Raw genomic sequence first — 15,112 nt, 5'->3', positions numbered from 1 at the left:
ACTGCTTAGACCCGGCCCCGCTGGGTGCGCAGATGCTCCGCGACGGGCACCAGCGATCCGTACAGCGCCTTGAGGTCATCCGGCGCGAGCAGATCGATGAAGTGCCTGCGCACGGACGCCACATGGTGGGGGGCGACCTTGCGCATGGTGTCCCAGCCCTGCTCGGTCAGTACGGCGTACAGCCCCCGCCGGTCCGATTCGCAGTTCTCGCGGCGGACCAGGCCGGCGTTCTCCATCCGGGTGATCTGGTGGGACAGCCGGCTCTTGGACTGTAGGGTCGCGGACGCGAGATCGCTCATCCGCATCCGGTGGTCCTCCGACTCCGAGAGGTTGACCAGGATCTCGTAGTCGTTCATGGTCAGGCCGAACGGCTGGAGGTCTTTTTCGAGCTGGTAGGTCAGCAGCCGGCTGACATCCAGGTGGGTGCGCCAGGCGCGCTGTTCCTCGTCGCTGAGCCAGCGCGTGCCGTTCTCGGTCTCCATGGGATGTATTCTACCTATAGAAGTTGAATTCCGAACCAATGGATGTATCGGGCTAGAGGTCACCTGTTCGACGTTACACTCCGCACCTTCGCGCTCACGAACCGGTACCCCCTGTCTCGCCGACCGATATCTCGGCGACGACCTCCTCCGTGGACTGGAGCAGTACGGTCCCCGCGCCCACGAACTCGAATTGGTGCTCCTCGCCCGAGGCGCCCCCGATGCCGGTGCGCGACCGGACGGCCCCGAGGAAGCCGCGCAGATACTCGTGGTCGTAGTGGTGGCACGGCGTCGGGCAGTCCGCCCAGCCGACCAGCGCCTGCGGATCCACCCGGATCGGCGGCTCCATGAAGACCACGGGCCCGTTGGAGGCGGCCACGAACTTCCCCGTGCCGATGAGGGTGAGGAAGCCCGGGACGATGGACTGCTTCAGGGACAGCGAGGGCTGGAAGGCGAGCAGATTGCCGGACCGGATGGAGAGGTTGCCGTCGTCCAGGTCGTAGGAGTTGACGTCGAAGGCGCGGTCCGCGAGCACCATCTTGCCCTGCCCCTCGGCCACCACCCACTCCGCCGCGTGCAGCGGGGAGTGGAAGCTGTGCGCGATGAGGTGGTCGAGGTGGCCGAGTCCGACGCCCTGGAAGTCGATCTGCCCGTAGTAGGCGACCATCTTCCCCTTCTGGAGGAACCACTGGCCGTTCAGATCCACGCTGAAGGCGTACGGATTGATGTTGTCGTCGACGGGCAGCGTCCAGGCGTCATGGATGACGGGGCCGTTCACAGCTTCTCCTCCGATGCCTGGACGTAGACCGTGCCGGTGCCGGACAGCTCCAGTTGGAACGCCTCGCCCGAGCCGCGGCCCACCATTTCGCGCCAGCCGATCGCCGTCGAGAGCTTATTGCGAACATCACCCCGGTGGGCGACATAGGCTTGCGGATCGACATGGACCGGACGTCCCGGGACGATCGGCAGCTCCAGCACCCCGCCGTGCGCCATGACCGCCGCCGAGCCCCGCCCCTCCAGGGTCGTGGTGAACAGCCCCTGGCCGGTGACCTGGCCGCGCACCATGCCCATCACCCCGCCCTGGGCGCCCAGGAACATCGTGCCCTGGCGCAGCGAGCCGTCGAAGGCCAGCAGCCGGTCCGACTCCACATAGAGGGTGTCGCCGACCAGGTCGATCACATGGACGTGGTGGCCGCCGTGCCCGAACATCACCGTGCCCTGGCCCTCGACGGTCATCAGCGGGGTGGCCTCATTGGCGACCCGCCGCCCGATCATCCCCCGCAGCCCGCCCTGGCCGCCGGTGATGCTGGGGGTGAAGCGGACGTCCCCGCGATAGGCGAGCATCGCGCCACGCTGGCTGAACAGGGTCTGTCCGGGCAGCACCTGGGCCTCCACCATCCGCGAGGTGAGCAGATTGAACGGCATCACACCTCACCCCCGATCGTGTTGCGCTCACTGGGCTGGACGTAGACCAGCCCATCGCCCTCGAAGCGGATCTGGAAGGACTCCCCGCCGCTCTCGCCTATCAGCGCGCGGAAGTTCACCCCCGCCTGGAAGTGCTGCTTGAGGCCGCCGGTGTGGGCGATGTACGCGCCCGGGTCGACCTGGAGCGGGGTCTGCGGGGTGACGCGCAGCACGACCGCCGTGCCGGCGGAGACGAGCGCGGCCTGGCCGGTGCCCTCGACGGTCGTGGTGAACAGGCCGTTGCCCTGCGCGGAGCCGCGCAGCCCGGTGAAGGAGGTGCCGGTGCGCAGCGCGGAGTCCGTGCACAGCAGATTGCTGGACTCCACATAGAGCTTCTCGCCCCGCAGCGACACCAGGTTGATCTCGCTCGCCCGGTCGGCGAAGTAGCACGTGCCGTGCCCCTTCACCTCCATGACCGCCATCTGCTCACCGGTGAGCCGCCGGGTCACCATCCCGCGCAGCCCCTCCCCGCCGCCCGTCCTCTTCTTGAAGGTCATCTCCCCCTCGTAGGCGACCATCGCGCCGTTCTTGGCCTTCACGGAGTCGCCGGTCAGGTCGACCGCGAGCACCCTGCTTCCCTGGAGCCGAAACTGAGCCACGGAGCCGACGGTAGCGGTCCGGCGACGTCGGGGGACAGGGAGCGCCGGGGGCATGAGGTGCCCCCCGGACGGAGATCGCCCGCGCGGCTGCGACAATGGGCGAAAGCTTGTGCATTCCTTCACAAGCTGGTCCGTGTCTCTCTCTTCACACGAAGGTGCTCTCGTGGACTTCAAGACCGCCACCGCGCTGCGCCGGCTCCGCCTGGTCTCCGCGCCCGAGGCCGTGTCGTTCCTGCTGCTGCTCATCTGCTCGGTGCTCAAGCGCACCACGGACTTCAACGCGGTGCCGGTGATGGGCATGGTGCACGGCGTGCTCTTCATCCTCTACGTGGTCTTCTGGGCGGACGCCTGGAACCGCGCCAAGTGGGGGTGGCAGACCGCGGCCCTGTACTTCGTCCTCTCCGTCCTGCCCACCGGCGGCTTCTTCGCCGAGCGCAAGCTCAAGCGGGAGGCCGAGGCCGGGGTGATCGCGGCCCGCGCCCGTAAGGAGGGCGTGGTCAACGCATGATCGTGGCCTTTTCGGTGACGCCGCTGGGCGTCGGCGAGGACGTGGGGGAGTACGTGGCCGACGCGGTGCGGGTGGTCCGCGAGTCGGGGCTGCCGAACCGTACGGACGCGATGTTCACCTCGATCGAGGGCGAGTGGGACGAGGTCATGGACGTCGTCAGGCGCGCCGTCGCGGTGGTGGAGGCGCGGGCGCCCCGGGTCTCGGTGGTCCTCAAGGCCGATATCCGCCCGGGCGTCACGGACGGTCTGACCTCCAAGGTCGAGACCGTCGAGCGGTACCTCTCCGACTGAGCACCCGGTGTGGGCGGCGGCCCTCAGCCCCCGCCCACCAGGGCCATGCCCAGCGGGGTGCGCTCGTACAGCACCTGATGGCCCTGGCGCCGGGAGCTGAGCAACCCGGCGCCGCGCAGCACCGCCAGATGCGCCGAGACCGACGAGGGCGCCAGGCGGTGCCGGGCGGCCAGGGCCGTGGTGGACGCGGGCTCCTCCAGACCGGCGAGGATCGCGGCGCGGCTGGCCCCCAGGAGCCGTACGAGCGCGTCCGCCGTGACCGCGTCCGGCTCCCGCCACAGCCCGCCGACCCCGCGCGCCGGATAGATCACCGTGGGCTGCCACGGCGGGACGAAACCGCTGATCACATCCGGCCAGACGAAGACGCTGGGCATCAGCAGCACTCCCCGGCCGTCGAGGTCCTGCGTCTGGGCGGGCACCACGGAGTTGCGGATGGTGAGCGTGCCGTCCGTCCAGCGCAGCGCCGGGCGCAGATCCGCGAACAGCCGCTCCAGGCCGCCCTCGGCCAGCTGCCGCGAGCGATAGGCGATATCGGCCTCCAGTAACGCCCGCAGCCGGGGCCAGTCCGGCTCCACCAGGGCCCGCCAGGCGGCCTCGGTCACCTCCGCCAGCCGCTGGACGGCCCGCGCCGGATCCTCCAGCATCGCCCGGCCCCGCGCGGAGCCGGCCGCCCCCGGGGTGCACTCCAGGGACAGGGCCAGTTCACGGCGGGCGGCGGCGGGGTCCGTGGCCCGCATCCGCGCCAGCTCGTCCTCGAACGGCGCGTACGGCACCTCAGGCGGCGGGCCCAGGAAGTCCGGGGTGTAGCCGCGCACCGGCATCAGCAGCCACAGCTCCGACAGGTCGAGCCCGGCCAGCGCCTCCCGCACCCGCCGCAGCCACGGCAGGTGATAGCCGTGCCGCTCGGTCCGGCGCAGGGTGCGCACCGCCTCGTGCGTTTGGCACAGGGGCGAGATGGCGAACCGGCAGCGCAGCAGATCATCCGTACCGAACTGCATGTGCAGTGGCATCTGCGCCCCCGGGATCCCGAAGATTCGGCTCAGTCCGAAACATTAGAGCCCGCCCCGCCCGTACGGGCACGCTTCCGGCATGTCAACGCCCTCCGGGCCCGGCACCACGGGCCCCCTCGAGTCGCGCCCCGACGCGCCCGCCTCCCGACCCGAGCTCGCGCCCGGCGCCGACGAGGGGCCGCCGCGGGGCCCGGGGAGCGTTGGCTACCGCGCGGTGTTCGCGGTCGGTGAGTTCCGGGCCGTCTTCGCCGCGCACCTGGTCTCCATGCTCGGCGAGGTGGTCGGGCAGCTCGCGCTGTCCGTCCTGGTCTTCCGGCTCACCGGATCGCCGCTGCTGAGCGCCCTGACGTTCGCCACCTCGATGCTGCCGTACGTGATCGGCGGCACCCTGCTGTCCTCCGTCGCCGACCGCTTCCCGGCCCGCCGGGTGCTGGTGGTCTGCGATCTGGTGCACGCCGCGTGCGTGGCCGCCATGGTGGTGCCGGGGATGCCGGTGGCGGCGCTGCTCGCGCTGCGCTGTGTGCCCGCCGCGATCTCCCCGGTGTTCAGCGGCACCCGGTCGGCGACGCTCGGCGACGTCCTCGGCGAGGGCGACGCCTTCGTACTGGGCCGCTCGGTCCTCCGGATCACCGCCCAGACCGCGCAGCTGGCCGGGTTCGGCGTCGGCGGGCTGCTGCTGGCCGCCGTCTCGCCGCGGGCCGCGCTGGCGCTCACCGCGGCGGCGCTCGTCGGCTCGGCGCTGGTGCTCCGCTTCGGCACCCGCCGCCGCCCGGCGCGCGGGCTGACCGGGGGCGGGGCTCCCCCGGCTACCGCTGGGAGGTGCCCCCTGCTCGGGGACTCGCTGAGCGGGATCCGGCGGCTGTTCGCGGACCGCAGGATCCGGGCGCTGATGCTGCTGTCGTGGGTGCCGCCGATGTTCGTGGTGATGCCCGAGGTCCTGCTGACGCCGTACTCCGATGGGCTGGGCCTCGGCTCGGTGGGCCTCGGGCTGCTGATGTGCGGGATGCCGGTGGGCGCGATCGCCAGTGAGGCGCTGGTGGGCTCGCTGCTCGGGCCGCGTGCCAGGGCCCGGCTGACGCTGCCGGTCGGCGTCGCGGCGATGCTGCCCGCCCTGGGGTACGCCGGCCATCCGTCGTTCGGCTGGGTGCTGGCCCTCCAGGTGCTGACCGGCTGCGGTATCGCCTACAGCCTCGGCCTCGACCAGTGGTTCCTCGCCGCCGTCCCCGATGAGCTGCGCGGCCGGGCGATGACGGCGATGTCGGCCGGGCTGATGACCGCGCAGGGCCTCGGCATGGCGGTCTCCGGCGCGGTCGCCGAGTTCGTACCGGTCCATGTGGTGGCCGCGACGGCGGGCGGCTGCGGGGCGCTGTGCTCGCTGCTGGTGGCGCTGGAGGTGCGGCGTACGGTCTCCGGACCCGCCCGGCCCGAAGTGTGAGATAGGGCTGACCACGATATGACCGGCCGGTAGGGTCGGTGGTGTGCCGAAGCCGCTCAGCCTGTCGTTCGACCCCATCGCCCGCGCCGATGAGCTCTGGAAGCAGCGGTGGGGATCCGTGCCGTCGATGGCCGCGATCACCTCGATCATGCGGGCCCACCAGATCCTGCTCAGCCAGGTCGACGCGGTCGTCAGACCCTACGGACTGACCTTCGCCCGCTATGAGGCGCTGGTGCTGCTCACCTTCTCCAAGTCCGGTGAGCTGCCGATGTCCAAGATCGGCGAGCGGCTGATGGTCCACCCGACCTCGGTCACCAATACGGTGGACCGCCTGGTCAAATCGGGTCTGGTCGACAAGCGGCCGAACCCCAACGACGGCCGCGGCACCCTGGCCTCGATCACCGACCGGGGCCGTGAGGTGGTCGAGTCGGCCACCCGCGATCTGATGGCGATGGAGTTCGGGCTCGGGGTCTACGACGCCGAGGACTGCGGCCGGATCTTCGAGATGCTGCGCCCGCTGAGGGTCTCGGCGGAGGACTTCGACGACGACTGAGCGGGGCCTCGGGGGCGGCCGCCGAAGACCGGGGGCGGCGAAGATCGCCCCGGAACGGGCGGTTACGCTCAGGGCATGAAACGCAGTGTGCTGACCCGCTACCGGGTCATGGCCTACATCACCGCAGTGATGCTGCTCGTGCTCTGCACCTGCATGGTGTTCAAGTACGGCTTCGACACGGGCGAGGACCTCACGCTCGTGGTCTCCCAGATCCACGGCGTGCTCTACATCGTCTACCTGGTCTTCGCCTTCGACCTCGGCTCCAAGGCCAAGTGGCCGTTCGGCAAGCTGCTGTGGGTCCTGGTGGCGGGCACCATCCCGACGGCCGCGTTCTTCGTCGAGCGCAAGGTCACCCACGAGGTGGAACCGCTGGTCAGCGGCGCCGAGCCCGCGCCCGCGCAGGTCTGACCGGCGGTTTCGAGGTAACTCCGCGCGTCCGTCCGAGCCCGGACGAGGCGCGCGGACGCATGTGCCGGGGTCACCCGATCGGCCGGATGCGGTGAGTCTTGCGTCGACAATTAGTAGGACGTCCTAGTACTTTTGCAGCATGGACGCCGAAGGCATTGACGCGGGCCGCCGACGGTGGCAGGCCCGATACGACGCGGCACACAAGCGCGACGCGGCCGGGGGTTTGGGGGCGAAGCCCCCAAGGGATTGGACGCGCTCGACGCTGTCGGGGGACCCCGTCGAGCCGGTCTACGGACCCGCCCCGGGCGACTCCGTGGCGGGGTTCGAGCGGATCGGCTGGCCCGGGGAGTTCCCGTTCACCCGCGGCCTCTACGCCACCGGGTACCGGGGCCGGTCCTGGACCATCCGCCAGTTCGCCGGGTTCGGCAATGCCGAGCAGACCAATGAGCGCTACAAGATGATTCTCGAGGCGGGCGGTGGCGGGCTCTCGGTCGCCTTCGACATGCCCACGCTGATGGGCCGCGACTCCGACGACCCGCGCTCGCTCGGCGAGGTCGGCCACTGCGGTGTCGCCATCGACTCCGCCGCCGATATGGAGATCCTCTTCAAGGACATCCCGCTCGGCGATGTCACCACCTCGATGACCATCAGCGGCCCGGCCGTCCCGGTCTTCTGTATGTACCTGGTCGCCGCCGAGCGCCAGGGCGTGGACGTCTCACGGCTGAACGGCACGCTCCAGACGGACATCTTCAAGGAGTACATCGCCCAGAAGGAGTGGCTCTTCCCGCCCGAGCCGCATCTGAAGCTGATCGGCGACCTCATGGAGTACTGCTCCGAGGGCATCCCCGCGTACAAGCCGCTGTCCGTCTCCGGCTACCACATCCGCGAGGCCGGGGCGACGGCCGCGCAGGAGCTCGCGTACACCCTCGCCGACGGCTTCGGCTATGTGGAGCTCGGCCTCTCCCGGGGTCTGGACGTCGACACCTTCGCCCCCGGGCTGTCCTTCTTCTTCGACGCGCATGTCGACTTCTTCGAGGAGATCGCCAAGTTCCGCGCCGCCCGCCGGATCTGGGCCCGCTGGATGCGCGATGTCTACGGGGCCACCAGCGAGAAGGCGCAGTGGCTGCGGTTCCACACCCAGACCGCCGGGGTCTCGCTCACCGCCCAGCAGCCGTACAACAACGTGGTGCGGACCGCCGTGGAGGCCCTCGCCGCGGTCCTCGGCGGCACCAACTCGCTGCACACCAACGCCCTGGACGAGACCCTCGCGCTGCCCAGTGAGCGGGCCGCCGAAATCGCCCTGCGCACCCAGCAGGTGCTGATGGAGGAGACCGGGGTGGTCAATGTGGCCGACCCGCTGGGCGGTTCCTGGTACGTCGAGGCGCTGACCGACCGGATCGAGGCCGACGCCGAGAAGATCTTCGAGCAGATCAAGGAGCGCGGCCGCCGTACGGTGCCGGACGGGCAGGAGCCGCGGTGGCCGATCACCGCGGGCATCCTCCAGGGCATCGAGGACGGCTGGTTCACCGGCGAGATCGCCGAATCCGCCTTCCGCTACCAGCGATCCCTGGAGAAGGGCGACAAGAAGGTCGTCGGCGTCAACTGCCACGAGGGCTCGGTCACCGGCGATCTGGAGATCCTGCGGGTCAGCCACGAGGTCGAGCGCGAGCAGGTGCGGGCGCTGGGCGGCCGTAGGGCCGGGCGCGACGAGGCCGAGATCACCAAGGGGCTCCAGGCGATGATCGCCGCCGCCCGCGAGGGCTCCAACATGATCGAGCCGATGCTGGCCGCGGTGCGCGCCGAGGCCACGCTCGGCGAGATCTGCGGCGCCCTGCGCGACGAGTGGGGCGTCTACACGGAACCGGCCGGCTTCTGAGCCCCGTCCGGAGCGGATCCGGCGGCCGCGGCGCCCTCGGAGTCCGCCCCGGTCATCCCGTACAGCAGCAGATCCGTGAAGTCCCGCGCCCAGCGCGGGTCCACCGGCTCCGCGCTGACCATCAGCCGGTGGAGCACCGTCCCGGCGACCGCGTCGAAGATCAGGTCCGCGTTGCGGGCCGACGCCTCCGGGGCCTCCTCGCGCGGCAGCTCACCGCGGAGCCGGGCGCGCTCCCGGCCGATCGTCACCAGCCGCTTCTGCCGGTCCACGATCGCCGAGCGCACCCGGCACCGCAGCGACTCGTCGTGCATGGCCTCGGCGAGGACGGCCATCAGCGCGGTGCCCGTCTCGGGGCGCTCCAGCAGCGCCCCCAGCCGGATCACCGCGGCCTCCACATCGGCGTGCAGACTGCCGTGGTCGCCGGCTTCCAGGTGTTCGTCGAAGACCGCCGCGACCGCGTCCACCACCAGCTCGCACTTGCTCGCCCAGCGGCGGTAGAGCGTCGTCTTGGCGACTCCGGCGCGGGCCGCCACATCGCCCAGGGTCAGCTTCGCCCAGCCCAGTTCCACCAGGGCGGCACGCGTCGCGCCCAGGATGGCGCGGTCGGCCTCGGCGCTGCGCGGGCGCCCGGTGCGGCGTGCGGACGGGCTCATGCGCGGCACCCTACCCGCCAGTACCGCGCATCGTCCCGGGTGAGTTACGCTACGACTCGTAGCGTAAGGGTGTGCCACGGCCGGTCCACGGGCCGATGCGCTTTTCCCTTCACCGCGCGAAGAGGGGAGGATGGGACCATGCAGCCACGGAACATGTCCATGAGTGGAGTGGTCGACCTCGCCGCGGTGAAGGCGGCCGGAGAAGCGAAGCAGAAGGCGGAGCGGGCGCGGGCCGACGCGGCCCGCACCGGAGGCGCGCCCGCGCCCGGCCGTCTGATCTTCAATGTCGACGAGGCGGGTTTTCAGCAGGACGTCCTGCAACGCTCCACCGAAGTGCCGGTCGTCATCGACTTCTGGGCCGAGTGGTGCGAGCCGTGCAAGCAGCTCGGTCCCGTCCTGGAGCGGCTGGCCACCGAGTACGCGGGGCAGTTCGTCCTCGCGAAGATCGACGTCGACGCCAACCAGATGCTCTTCCAGCAGTTCGGCGTCCAGGGGATCCCCGCGGTCTTCGCGGTGATCGCGGGCCAGCCGGTGCCGCTCTTCCAGGGCGCCGCGCCCGAGGCACAGATCCGCCAGGTGCTGGACCAGCTGATCCAGGCGGCGGAGCAGCAGTTCGGCATCGTGGGTACACCGGTCGAACCCGGCGCCCAGGACGAGGGCGCCGAGGAGGCCGCCGCCCCGGCGGCCCCCGAGTCGCCGCAGGACCGCGCGCTCGCCGCGGCCCATCAGGCGCTGGACGCCGGTGACCTGGGCGGTGCGGTGCGGGCGTACCAGAACGTGCTCGCCGACGACCCCGCCAACGGCGAGGCCAAGCTCGGCCTGGCCCAGGCCCAGTTGCTGGAGCGCGTCCAGGGAGTGGACGCCACGCAGGTGCGCAAGGCGGCCGCGGAGAGCCCGGCGGATGTCAAGGCCCAGATCGCGGCGGCCGACCTCGACCTGGTGGGCGGTCATGTGGAGGACGCCTTCGGCCGGTTGGTGGACGCGGTGCGCCGTACGGCGGGGGAGGACCGGGACGCGGCCCGCGTTCATCTCCTGAGCCTCTTCGAGGTGATCGGCGGTGAGGACCCCCGAGTGGTGGCGGCGCGCGGCGCGTTGGCGCGGGTGCTGTTCTGACCTCCGGCTCCTCAAACAACACAGCGACCGCTCTTTACCAAAACTTGGTAAACGCGGTCGCTGTTACTGCCAGTAAGGATGAGCCCCGGCTTTGTCCGGTCTTGGAGTAAATCTCCCTCTCTTTCCGGTCACTGTCCGGCAACCCTGCGTGGCCGATCTCGACCGTCCTGCCGCAGTTCGGTTATCCGTCCGTTACTCGCTAGTAACGAACCCCTTGTGCCCAGGCCGGGAATGGACCACGATCGGCCAAGCTCGGTCCATCCCCCCCGTAGCTCGGCATCCGGTCGGCGCGTCGGTGTGGTTGGGTCCCCACCGGGCAGGTCGGCGGCAGTGGCGCCGACCGTGGACAGGGGGGTCTCTGCCCACAAGGCAGGGCCTGTCCAGGAGGTTGCGCGAGATTGCGTGGCCAGTGGTTGTCGCTCGGGGGTGATCGCCGGTGTTTCGGGTGCGGTGTGCGCCTGTGAGACGTGGGCGCTCTCCTTCCCGAGGACGTAGCACTTCTCCCATCCCAGGTCCGGGGCCCCGCCCCGGCCGGAGATGTACGTCCGAGAAGGAGGAAAGTCATGGAGTCCGTGGCTCGTGGCGGCACCAGATGGAAGCGGTTCGCCGTTGTCATGGTGCCGAGCGTTGCTGCCACGGCCGCGATCGGCGTCGCCCTGTCCCAGGGTGCGCTCGCGGCCTCGTTCAACGTATCCGGTCAGCAGTTCAAGGTCTCGGTCGACCGGCTCGACGGCACCGGGTTCGCGCAGTACGGCGCGCTTGACACCCAGCACGGGGGCAAGAAGGTCCCCGTCGCGGTGTCGGCGTTCAAGAGCGCGAAGCTCAAGGGCCTGTGCCAGTCCGTCGTGATCCCGGTTCCGGTCTTCGGCGATGTGTCGCTGAAGCTGACGGCCGGCAACGGCAGCAAGCAGGTTGAGGCCAAGAACCTCTTCATCGATCTCGATCAGCTCAACGCGGACGCCACGTTCCGTGGGATCGACATCGGTGTCGCGGCGGGTGACGCCCACAAGGGTCCCGGCATCAACAAGGGTGACGCGGCCGATCCTGGTTCGTTCGGCCAGCAGTCCGATTCCGCCACGCTGACCGGTGTGAAGCAGACCGCCTGGGCGACCAGCGCGGGCACGTTCAAGCTCTCCGGCCTTTCGATGAAGGTCAGCAAGGGCAAGAACGAGTGCTTCTGATCAGCTGAGCCAAGGGTGGGGGGCCGCCGTGCTGCCCCTCACCCGGGCATCGACCCGCAGCGTGTATGCGCCAGGCTAGTACCGCTGTAGAACAACCGCGATCACACCGATCGCCAGCCCCAGGGAGCTGTTTTCAATGAGTGCCGAGTCGCCGGGGGCGAGTGACCGTTTCAGCCGTTGGCGGGGGTCCTTCAGGGCATGGCGCTGGCAGCGCCCGTTCTGGGCCGGGCTGTTGAGCCTGCTGGCGGGCGTACCGATCATGTACTTCCCGTACAACGACCTCAACGCCGGTGGATTCACCATCAACATGTCCACCACCGCCGGATCGGCCTCGCTGATCATCGGGGTGTTGCTGGTGGTCCTGGGCCTGACCATGTGGTTCCAGCCCATGGTGCGGGTGTTCGCCGGAGTCGCCACGATCCTGCTCGGTCTGGTGTCGATCCCCGTCTCGAACTTCGGCGGCTTCGTGATGGGTTTCCTGCTCGCGCTGTTCGGCGGCGGCATGAGCATCGCCTGGGCCCCCGGGGAGGCTCCCTCCGCGCAGCCGGCCGAGGGGCCGGGAAACGCTTCAGAGGACGACGGGAACGGTGGGAACGTGCCGGAGCCGGCCGGGGCCGGGTCCGCGCCGGACCAGGAAGCCAGGAATGGGAGGCACCGTGCGGGGTGAAGACCGACCCGAGCAGCCGGAGGGAGTGAGCCCACGCCGGGTCAGAACCGGCCCGCGGCACGCGGCACCGAAGAAGTCGGTACTCACCCGCCTTCAGGTGCCCGCCGGCAAGGCCATAGCGCTGGCGGCCATGCCGACGGCCGTGCTGATGGGCATGGGGCTCACTCCGCAGCTCGCCTCGGCCAACCCCCGGCCCGAGGACCGCTACAAGCCCGGCCCGTGTGTGTCGCAGCCGGACGAGGCGGACAAGGACGCCAAGGGCGGCAAGGACGCCTCGGACGCCCAGGGCGAGGACAAGGACGCCAAGGATTCGTCCGATAAGGGCTCCCAGGACGGCTCCAAGGGCTCCGAGGAGTCCTCGGGTGGCCAGACCGGGTCCCGGGACGACAAGGCCACTCCCACGCCGTCTCCGTCCCGTTCCTCCTCCGCTCCGTCGTCCGGCTCCGAGGACGAGCAGGAGTCGAAGGAGCCGTCGGCCTCGCCGAGCCCGTCCGAGTCCAAGAACCCGCTGGACCCGCTGGGACTCGGGGACACGCTCCACGACGTCCTCACGCCCGACGACAAGAGTGGGGACGAGTCGGCCGAGCCGAGCGCCTCGCCGAGCCCGTCCTCCAGCGACAAGCCCAGCTCGTCGCCGTCGCCGTCCCCGTCCAAGTCCTCCGACAAGCTCACCGATCCGGTCAAGGACACGGTGGACAAGGTGGACAAGGGCGTCAAGGACACCGTGGACGGGGTGGGCAAGACCGTCGACGACGCCAAGGACAAGGCGGACAAGGCGCTTCCCAAGCCCTCCGCGTCCGCCTCGAAGGACGCGGACGGCAAGGAGGCGTTCCCCTGCCCGAAGTTCGACGCCGACGCGTACGAGAACGCCGAGACGGACCCGACCTCGAGCCTGCTTCCCGAGGACCCCTGGACCCTCAAGAGCACGATGCTGAGCCTGCACGGCCTGGACTACAAGGGCATCGTGGAGGTCAAGACGCAGGGGGGCCAGATCAAGAAGGTCCTGAAGTTCACCGCCTCGGGCGTGGACATCAAGGATCTCCACCAGCTGGTGGTGGGCCCGGCCGGGACCACCACGCATGTGCAGGCGCGCGAGGGGTCCACCTCGACCATTCGCAACGGCACGGTGACCATGTACACCGAGGAGCTGAAGGGGAACCTCTTGGGGCTCATCCCGATCACCTTCAGCCCCAAGAGCCCGCCGCCGGTGAACATCCCCGAGGTGTTCTTCACCGACGTCACGGTCACCCAGGCCGGTCAGTTCGGTGGCGATCTGACCGTTCCGGGTATGCACCTGTTCAAGACCGGGGAGTGATCCCGCGCCCCCACCGACCCGTTCGGGAGCCGCACACCCCTCCATGAGGAGGGAAACGACCGTGGGCACCGCCTTCACTCGAAAGGCGGTGCCCACGGTCGCGTTACGGGGCGTTCGGCGCTACTCGCTCGCGCCGCCCAGGTGGTGCACCCGGACCATGTTGGTGGTGCCGGGGACGCCGGGGGGCGAACCGGCGGTCATGATCATGGTATCGCCCTCGGAGTAGCGGCCCAGCTTCAGCAGCTCGGCGTCCACCAGGTCGACCATCGCGTCGGTGTGCTCGACATACGGCACCACGAAGGACTCCACGCCCCAGCTCAGCGTGAGCTGGTTGCGGGTGGACGCGTCGGTGGTGAAGGCCACGATCGGCTGCTGGGCGCGGTAGCGGGAGAGCCGGCGGGCGGTGTCGCCGGACTGGGTGAAGGCCACCAGCGACTTGGCGCCCAGGAAGTCGGCGATCTCGCACGCCGCGCGGGCCACCGAACCGCCCTGGGTGCGCGGCTTCTTGCCGGGCACCAGCGGCTGGAGACCGCGCGAGAGCAGCTCCTGCTCGGCGGCCTGGACGATCCGGGACATCACCTTGACCGTCTCGATCGGGTAGGAGCCGACCGAGGACTCGGCGGAGAGCATCACCGCGTCGGCGCCGTCCAGGATCGCGTTGGCGACGTCGGACGCCTCGGCGCGGGTCGGCCGGGAGTTGGTGATCATCGACTCCATCATCTGGGTCGCGACGATCACCGGCTTGGCGTTGCGGCGGCAGAGCTCGATCAGCCGCTTCTGCACCATCGGGACCTTCTCCAGCGGATACTCCACCGCGAGGTCACCACGGGCCACCATCACCCCGTCGAAGGCCGCGACGACATCGGTCATGTTGGCGACCGCCTGCGGCTTCTCCACCTTGGCGATCACCGGCACCCGGCGGCCCACCTCGTCCATGATCCGGTGGACGTCCCGGACGTCGGCCGCGTCCCGGACGAAGGACAGGGCGACCATGTCGCACCCCATCCGCAGGGCGAACTTCAGGTCCTCGATGTCCTTCTCGGACAGCGCGGGCACATTGACCGCCGCACCCGGCAGGTTGATCCCCTTGTGGTCGGAGATCACCCCGCCCTCGATGACGATGGTCCGCACCCGCGGGCCCTCGACGGAGGTGACCCGCAGCTCGACATTGCCGTCGTTGATCAGGACCTGGTCGCCCTTGGAGACGTCGCCCGGCAGCCCCTTGTAGGTGGTGCCGCAGATGGTCCGGTCACCGTCCACGTCCTCGGTGGTGATGATGAACTCATCCCCGCGGACCAGTTCCACCGGTCCGTCCTTGAAGGTCTCCAGACGGATCTTGGGGCCCTGGAGGTCGGCGAGGACGCCGACCGCGTGCCCGGTCTCCTCGGAGGCCTTGCGGACGCGGTGGTACCGCTCCTCGTGCTCCGGGTGGCTTCCGTGGCTCATATTGAACCGGGCCACGTTCATCCCGGCCTCGATCAGGGACTTCAGCTGGTCGTAGGAGTCGACGGCGGGGCCCAGAGTGCAGACGATTTTGGAACGGCGCATGAGGCAGATCCTA

The 15,112-nt window shown here is 70.0% G+C and carries 17 protein-coding genes; 10 read left to right on the top strand and 7 right to left on the bottom strand.

Annotated elements, in window-relative coordinates; all coding sequences use genetic code 11:
* Positions 1-5: 5 nt before the first annotated feature.
* The 4 genes from ACT2CW_RS10915 to ACT2CW_RS10900 form a co-directional block, all read right to left on the bottom strand.
* Positions 6-482, bottom strand: a complete 477-nt coding sequence (locus ACT2CW_RS10915) for a MarR family winged helix-turn-helix transcriptional regulator (RefSeq protein WP_164432894.1) — start codon at positions 480-482, stop codon at positions 6-8.
* 94 nt (positions 483-576) lie between these two features.
* Entirely contained in the window at positions 577-1,257 is a 681-nt protein-coding gene (locus ACT2CW_RS10910) for an AIM24 family protein (RefSeq protein WP_037958467.1), read from the bottom strand.
* The gene (locus tag ACT2CW_RS10905; protein ID WP_164432896.1) at positions 1,254-1,904 is read right to left on the bottom strand and encodes an AIM24 family protein; all 651 of its coding nucleotides are present in this window, start codon (positions 1,902-1,904) and stop codon (positions 1,254-1,256) included. Before ACT2CW_RS10905 ends, ACT2CW_RS10910 begins: the two co-directional genes overlap by 4 nt.
* Positions 1,904-2,542 (bottom strand): AIM24 family protein, encoded by a 639-nt coding sequence (locus ACT2CW_RS10900; protein ID WP_106969168.1) that lies wholly within the window; start codon positions 2,540-2,542, stop codon positions 1,904-1,906. The genes ACT2CW_RS10905 and ACT2CW_RS10900 overlap by 1 nt, the downstream gene beginning before the upstream one ends.
* Before the next feature lie 163 nt (positions 2,543-2,705).
* Between ACT2CW_RS10900 and ACT2CW_RS10895 the strand changes: the two genes are divergently transcribed.
* Positions 2,706-3,050, top strand: a complete 345-nt coding sequence (locus ACT2CW_RS10895; RefSeq protein WP_138913766.1) for a DUF3817 domain-containing protein — start codon at positions 2,706-2,708, stop codon at positions 3,048-3,050.
* Positions 3,047-3,340, top strand: coding sequence for an MTH1187 family thiamine-binding protein (locus ACT2CW_RS10890; RefSeq protein WP_445516417.1), 294 nt, complete (start codon positions 3,047-3,049; stop codon positions 3,338-3,340). The genes ACT2CW_RS10895 and ACT2CW_RS10890 overlap by 4 nt, the downstream gene beginning before the upstream one ends.
* A gap of 23 nt (positions 3,341-3,363) precedes the next feature.
* On the opposite strand, the gene ACT2CW_RS10885 is transcribed toward ACT2CW_RS10890, so the two are convergent.
* Complete coding sequence (locus tag ACT2CW_RS10885; protein ID WP_445516416.1) at positions 3,364-4,350, bottom strand: DUF5937 family protein; 987 nt, start codon at positions 4,348-4,350, stop codon at positions 3,364-3,366.
* 79 nt (positions 4,351-4,429) lie between these two features.
* On the opposite strand from ACT2CW_RS10885, the gene ACT2CW_RS10880 reads away from it, so the two are divergent.
* The 4 genes from ACT2CW_RS10880 (at position 4,430) to ACT2CW_RS10865 (ending at position 8,622) form a co-directional block, all read left to right on the top strand.
* Positions 4,430-5,785, top strand: a complete 1,356-nt coding sequence (locus ACT2CW_RS10880; RefSeq protein ID WP_445516415.1) for an MFS transporter — start codon at positions 4,430-4,432, stop codon at positions 5,783-5,785.
* A gap of 43 nt (positions 5,786-5,828) precedes the next feature.
* Entirely contained in the window at positions 5,829-6,338 is a 510-nt protein-coding gene (locus tag ACT2CW_RS10875; protein WP_138917586.1) for a MarR family winged helix-turn-helix transcriptional regulator, read from the top strand.
* A gap of 75 nt (positions 6,339-6,413) precedes the next feature.
* Complete coding sequence (locus ACT2CW_RS10870) at positions 6,414-6,746, top strand: DUF3817 domain-containing protein (protein ID WP_164432901.1); 333 nt, start codon at positions 6,414-6,416, stop codon at positions 6,744-6,746.
* A 139-nt stretch (positions 6,747-6,885) separates the two neighbouring features.
* Positions 6,886-8,622, top strand: coding sequence for an acyl-CoA mutase large subunit family protein (locus ACT2CW_RS10865; RefSeq protein ID WP_445516414.1), 1,737 nt, complete (start codon positions 6,886-6,888; stop codon positions 8,620-8,622).
* Here the strand turns inward: ACT2CW_RS10865 and ACT2CW_RS10860 are convergent.
* Entirely contained in the window at positions 8,598-9,275 is a 678-nt protein-coding gene (locus ACT2CW_RS10860; protein ID WP_182472030.1) for a TetR/AcrR family transcriptional regulator, read from the bottom strand. The two genes, ACT2CW_RS10865 and ACT2CW_RS10860, sit on opposite strands and share 25 nt — an antisense overlap.
* A 138-nt stretch (positions 9,276-9,413) precedes the next feature.
* Between ACT2CW_RS10860 and ACT2CW_RS10855 the strand changes: the two genes are divergently transcribed.
* The 4 genes from ACT2CW_RS10855 (at position 9,414) to ACT2CW_RS10840 (ending at position 13,551) form a co-directional block, all read left to right on the top strand.
* Positions 9,414-10,388, top strand: a complete 975-nt coding sequence (locus ACT2CW_RS10855; RefSeq protein WP_445516413.1) for a tetratricopeptide repeat protein — start codon at positions 9,414-9,416, stop codon at positions 10,386-10,388.
* A gap of 563 nt (positions 10,389-10,951) precedes the next feature.
* The gene (locus ACT2CW_RS10850; protein WP_164432908.1) at positions 10,952-11,569 is read left to right on the top strand and encodes a DUF6230 family protein; all 618 of its coding nucleotides are present in this window, start codon (positions 10,952-10,954) and stop codon (positions 11,567-11,569) included.
* Positions 11,570-11,705: 136 nt separating this feature from the next.
* Positions 11,706-12,236, top strand: coding sequence for a DUF6114 domain-containing protein (locus ACT2CW_RS10845; RefSeq protein ID WP_164432910.1), 531 nt, complete (start codon positions 11,706-11,708; stop codon positions 12,234-12,236).
* On the top strand, positions 12,214-13,551 hold the full coding sequence (locus ACT2CW_RS10840) for a hydrogenase expression protein HypF (protein WP_445516412.1): 1,338 nt from the start codon (positions 12,214-12,216) through the stop codon (positions 13,549-13,551). Before ACT2CW_RS10845 ends, ACT2CW_RS10840 begins: the two co-directional genes overlap by 23 nt.
* Positions 13,552-13,671: 120 nt before the next feature.
* On the opposite strand, the gene pyk is transcribed toward ACT2CW_RS10840, so the two are convergent.
* A complete protein-coding gene (pyk, locus tag ACT2CW_RS10835; RefSeq protein WP_445516411.1) occupies positions 13,672-15,099 on the bottom strand; it encodes a pyruvate kinase in 1,428 nt (475 codons plus the stop codon).
* Positions 15,100-15,112: the final 13 nt, after the last annotated feature.

It is taken from the genome of Streptomyces sp. NEAU-174, from assembly GCF_052665095.1.
This window is presented reverse-complemented; position numbering and strand designations above follow the sequence as displayed.

What these genes read in the sequence shown, in the direction of transcription:
- ACT2CW_RS10915 (WP_164432894.1), bottom strand. Translation starts at nt 482, where the DNA reads ATGGAGACCGAGAACGGCACGCGCTGGCTCAGCGACGAGGAACAGCGC.
- ACT2CW_RS10905 (WP_164432896.1), bottom strand. Translation starts at nt 1,904, where the DNA reads ATGCCGTTCAATCTGCTCACCTCGCGGATGGTGGAGGCCCAGGTGCTG.
- ACT2CW_RS10890 (WP_445516417.1), top strand. Translation starts at nt 3,047, where the DNA reads ATGATCGTGGCCTTTTCGGTGACGCCGCTGGGCGTCGGCGAGGACGTG.
- ACT2CW_RS10885 (WP_445516416.1), bottom strand. Translation starts at nt 4,350, where the DNA reads ATGCCACTGCACATGCAGTTCGGTACGGATGATCTGCTGCGCTGCCGG.
- ACT2CW_RS10880 (WP_445516415.1), top strand. Translation starts at nt 4,430, where the DNA reads ATGTCAACGCCCTCCGGGCCCGGCACCACGGGCCCCCTCGAGTCGCGC.
- ACT2CW_RS10870 (WP_164432901.1), top strand. Translation starts at nt 6,414, where the DNA reads ATGAAACGCAGTGTGCTGACCCGCTACCGGGTCATGGCCTACATCACC.
- ACT2CW_RS10865 (WP_445516414.1), top strand. Translation starts at nt 6,886, where the DNA reads ATGGACGCCGAAGGCATTGACGCGGGCCGCCGACGGTGGCAGGCCCGA.
- ACT2CW_RS10860 (WP_182472030.1), bottom strand. Translation starts at nt 9,275, where the DNA reads ATGAGCCCGTCCGCACGCCGCACCGGGCGCCCGCGCAGCGCCGAGGCC.
- ACT2CW_RS10855 (WP_445516413.1), top strand. Translation starts at nt 9,414, where the DNA reads ATGCAGCCACGGAACATGTCCATGAGTGGAGTGGTCGACCTCGCCGCG.
- ACT2CW_RS10850 (WP_164432908.1), top strand. Translation starts at nt 10,952, where the DNA reads ATGGAGTCCGTGGCTCGTGGCGGCACCAGATGGAAGCGGTTCGCCGTT.
- ACT2CW_RS10845 (WP_164432910.1), top strand. Translation starts at nt 11,706, where the DNA reads ATGAGTGCCGAGTCGCCGGGGGCGAGTGACCGTTTCAGCCGTTGGCGG.
- ACT2CW_RS10840 (WP_445516412.1), top strand. Translation starts at nt 12,214, where the DNA reads ATGGGAGGCACCGTGCGGGGTGAAGACCGACCCGAGCAGCCGGAGGGA.
- pyk (WP_445516411.1), bottom strand. Translation starts at nt 15,099, where the DNA reads ATGCGCCGTTCCAAAATCGTCTGCACTCTGGGCCCCGCCGTCGACTCC.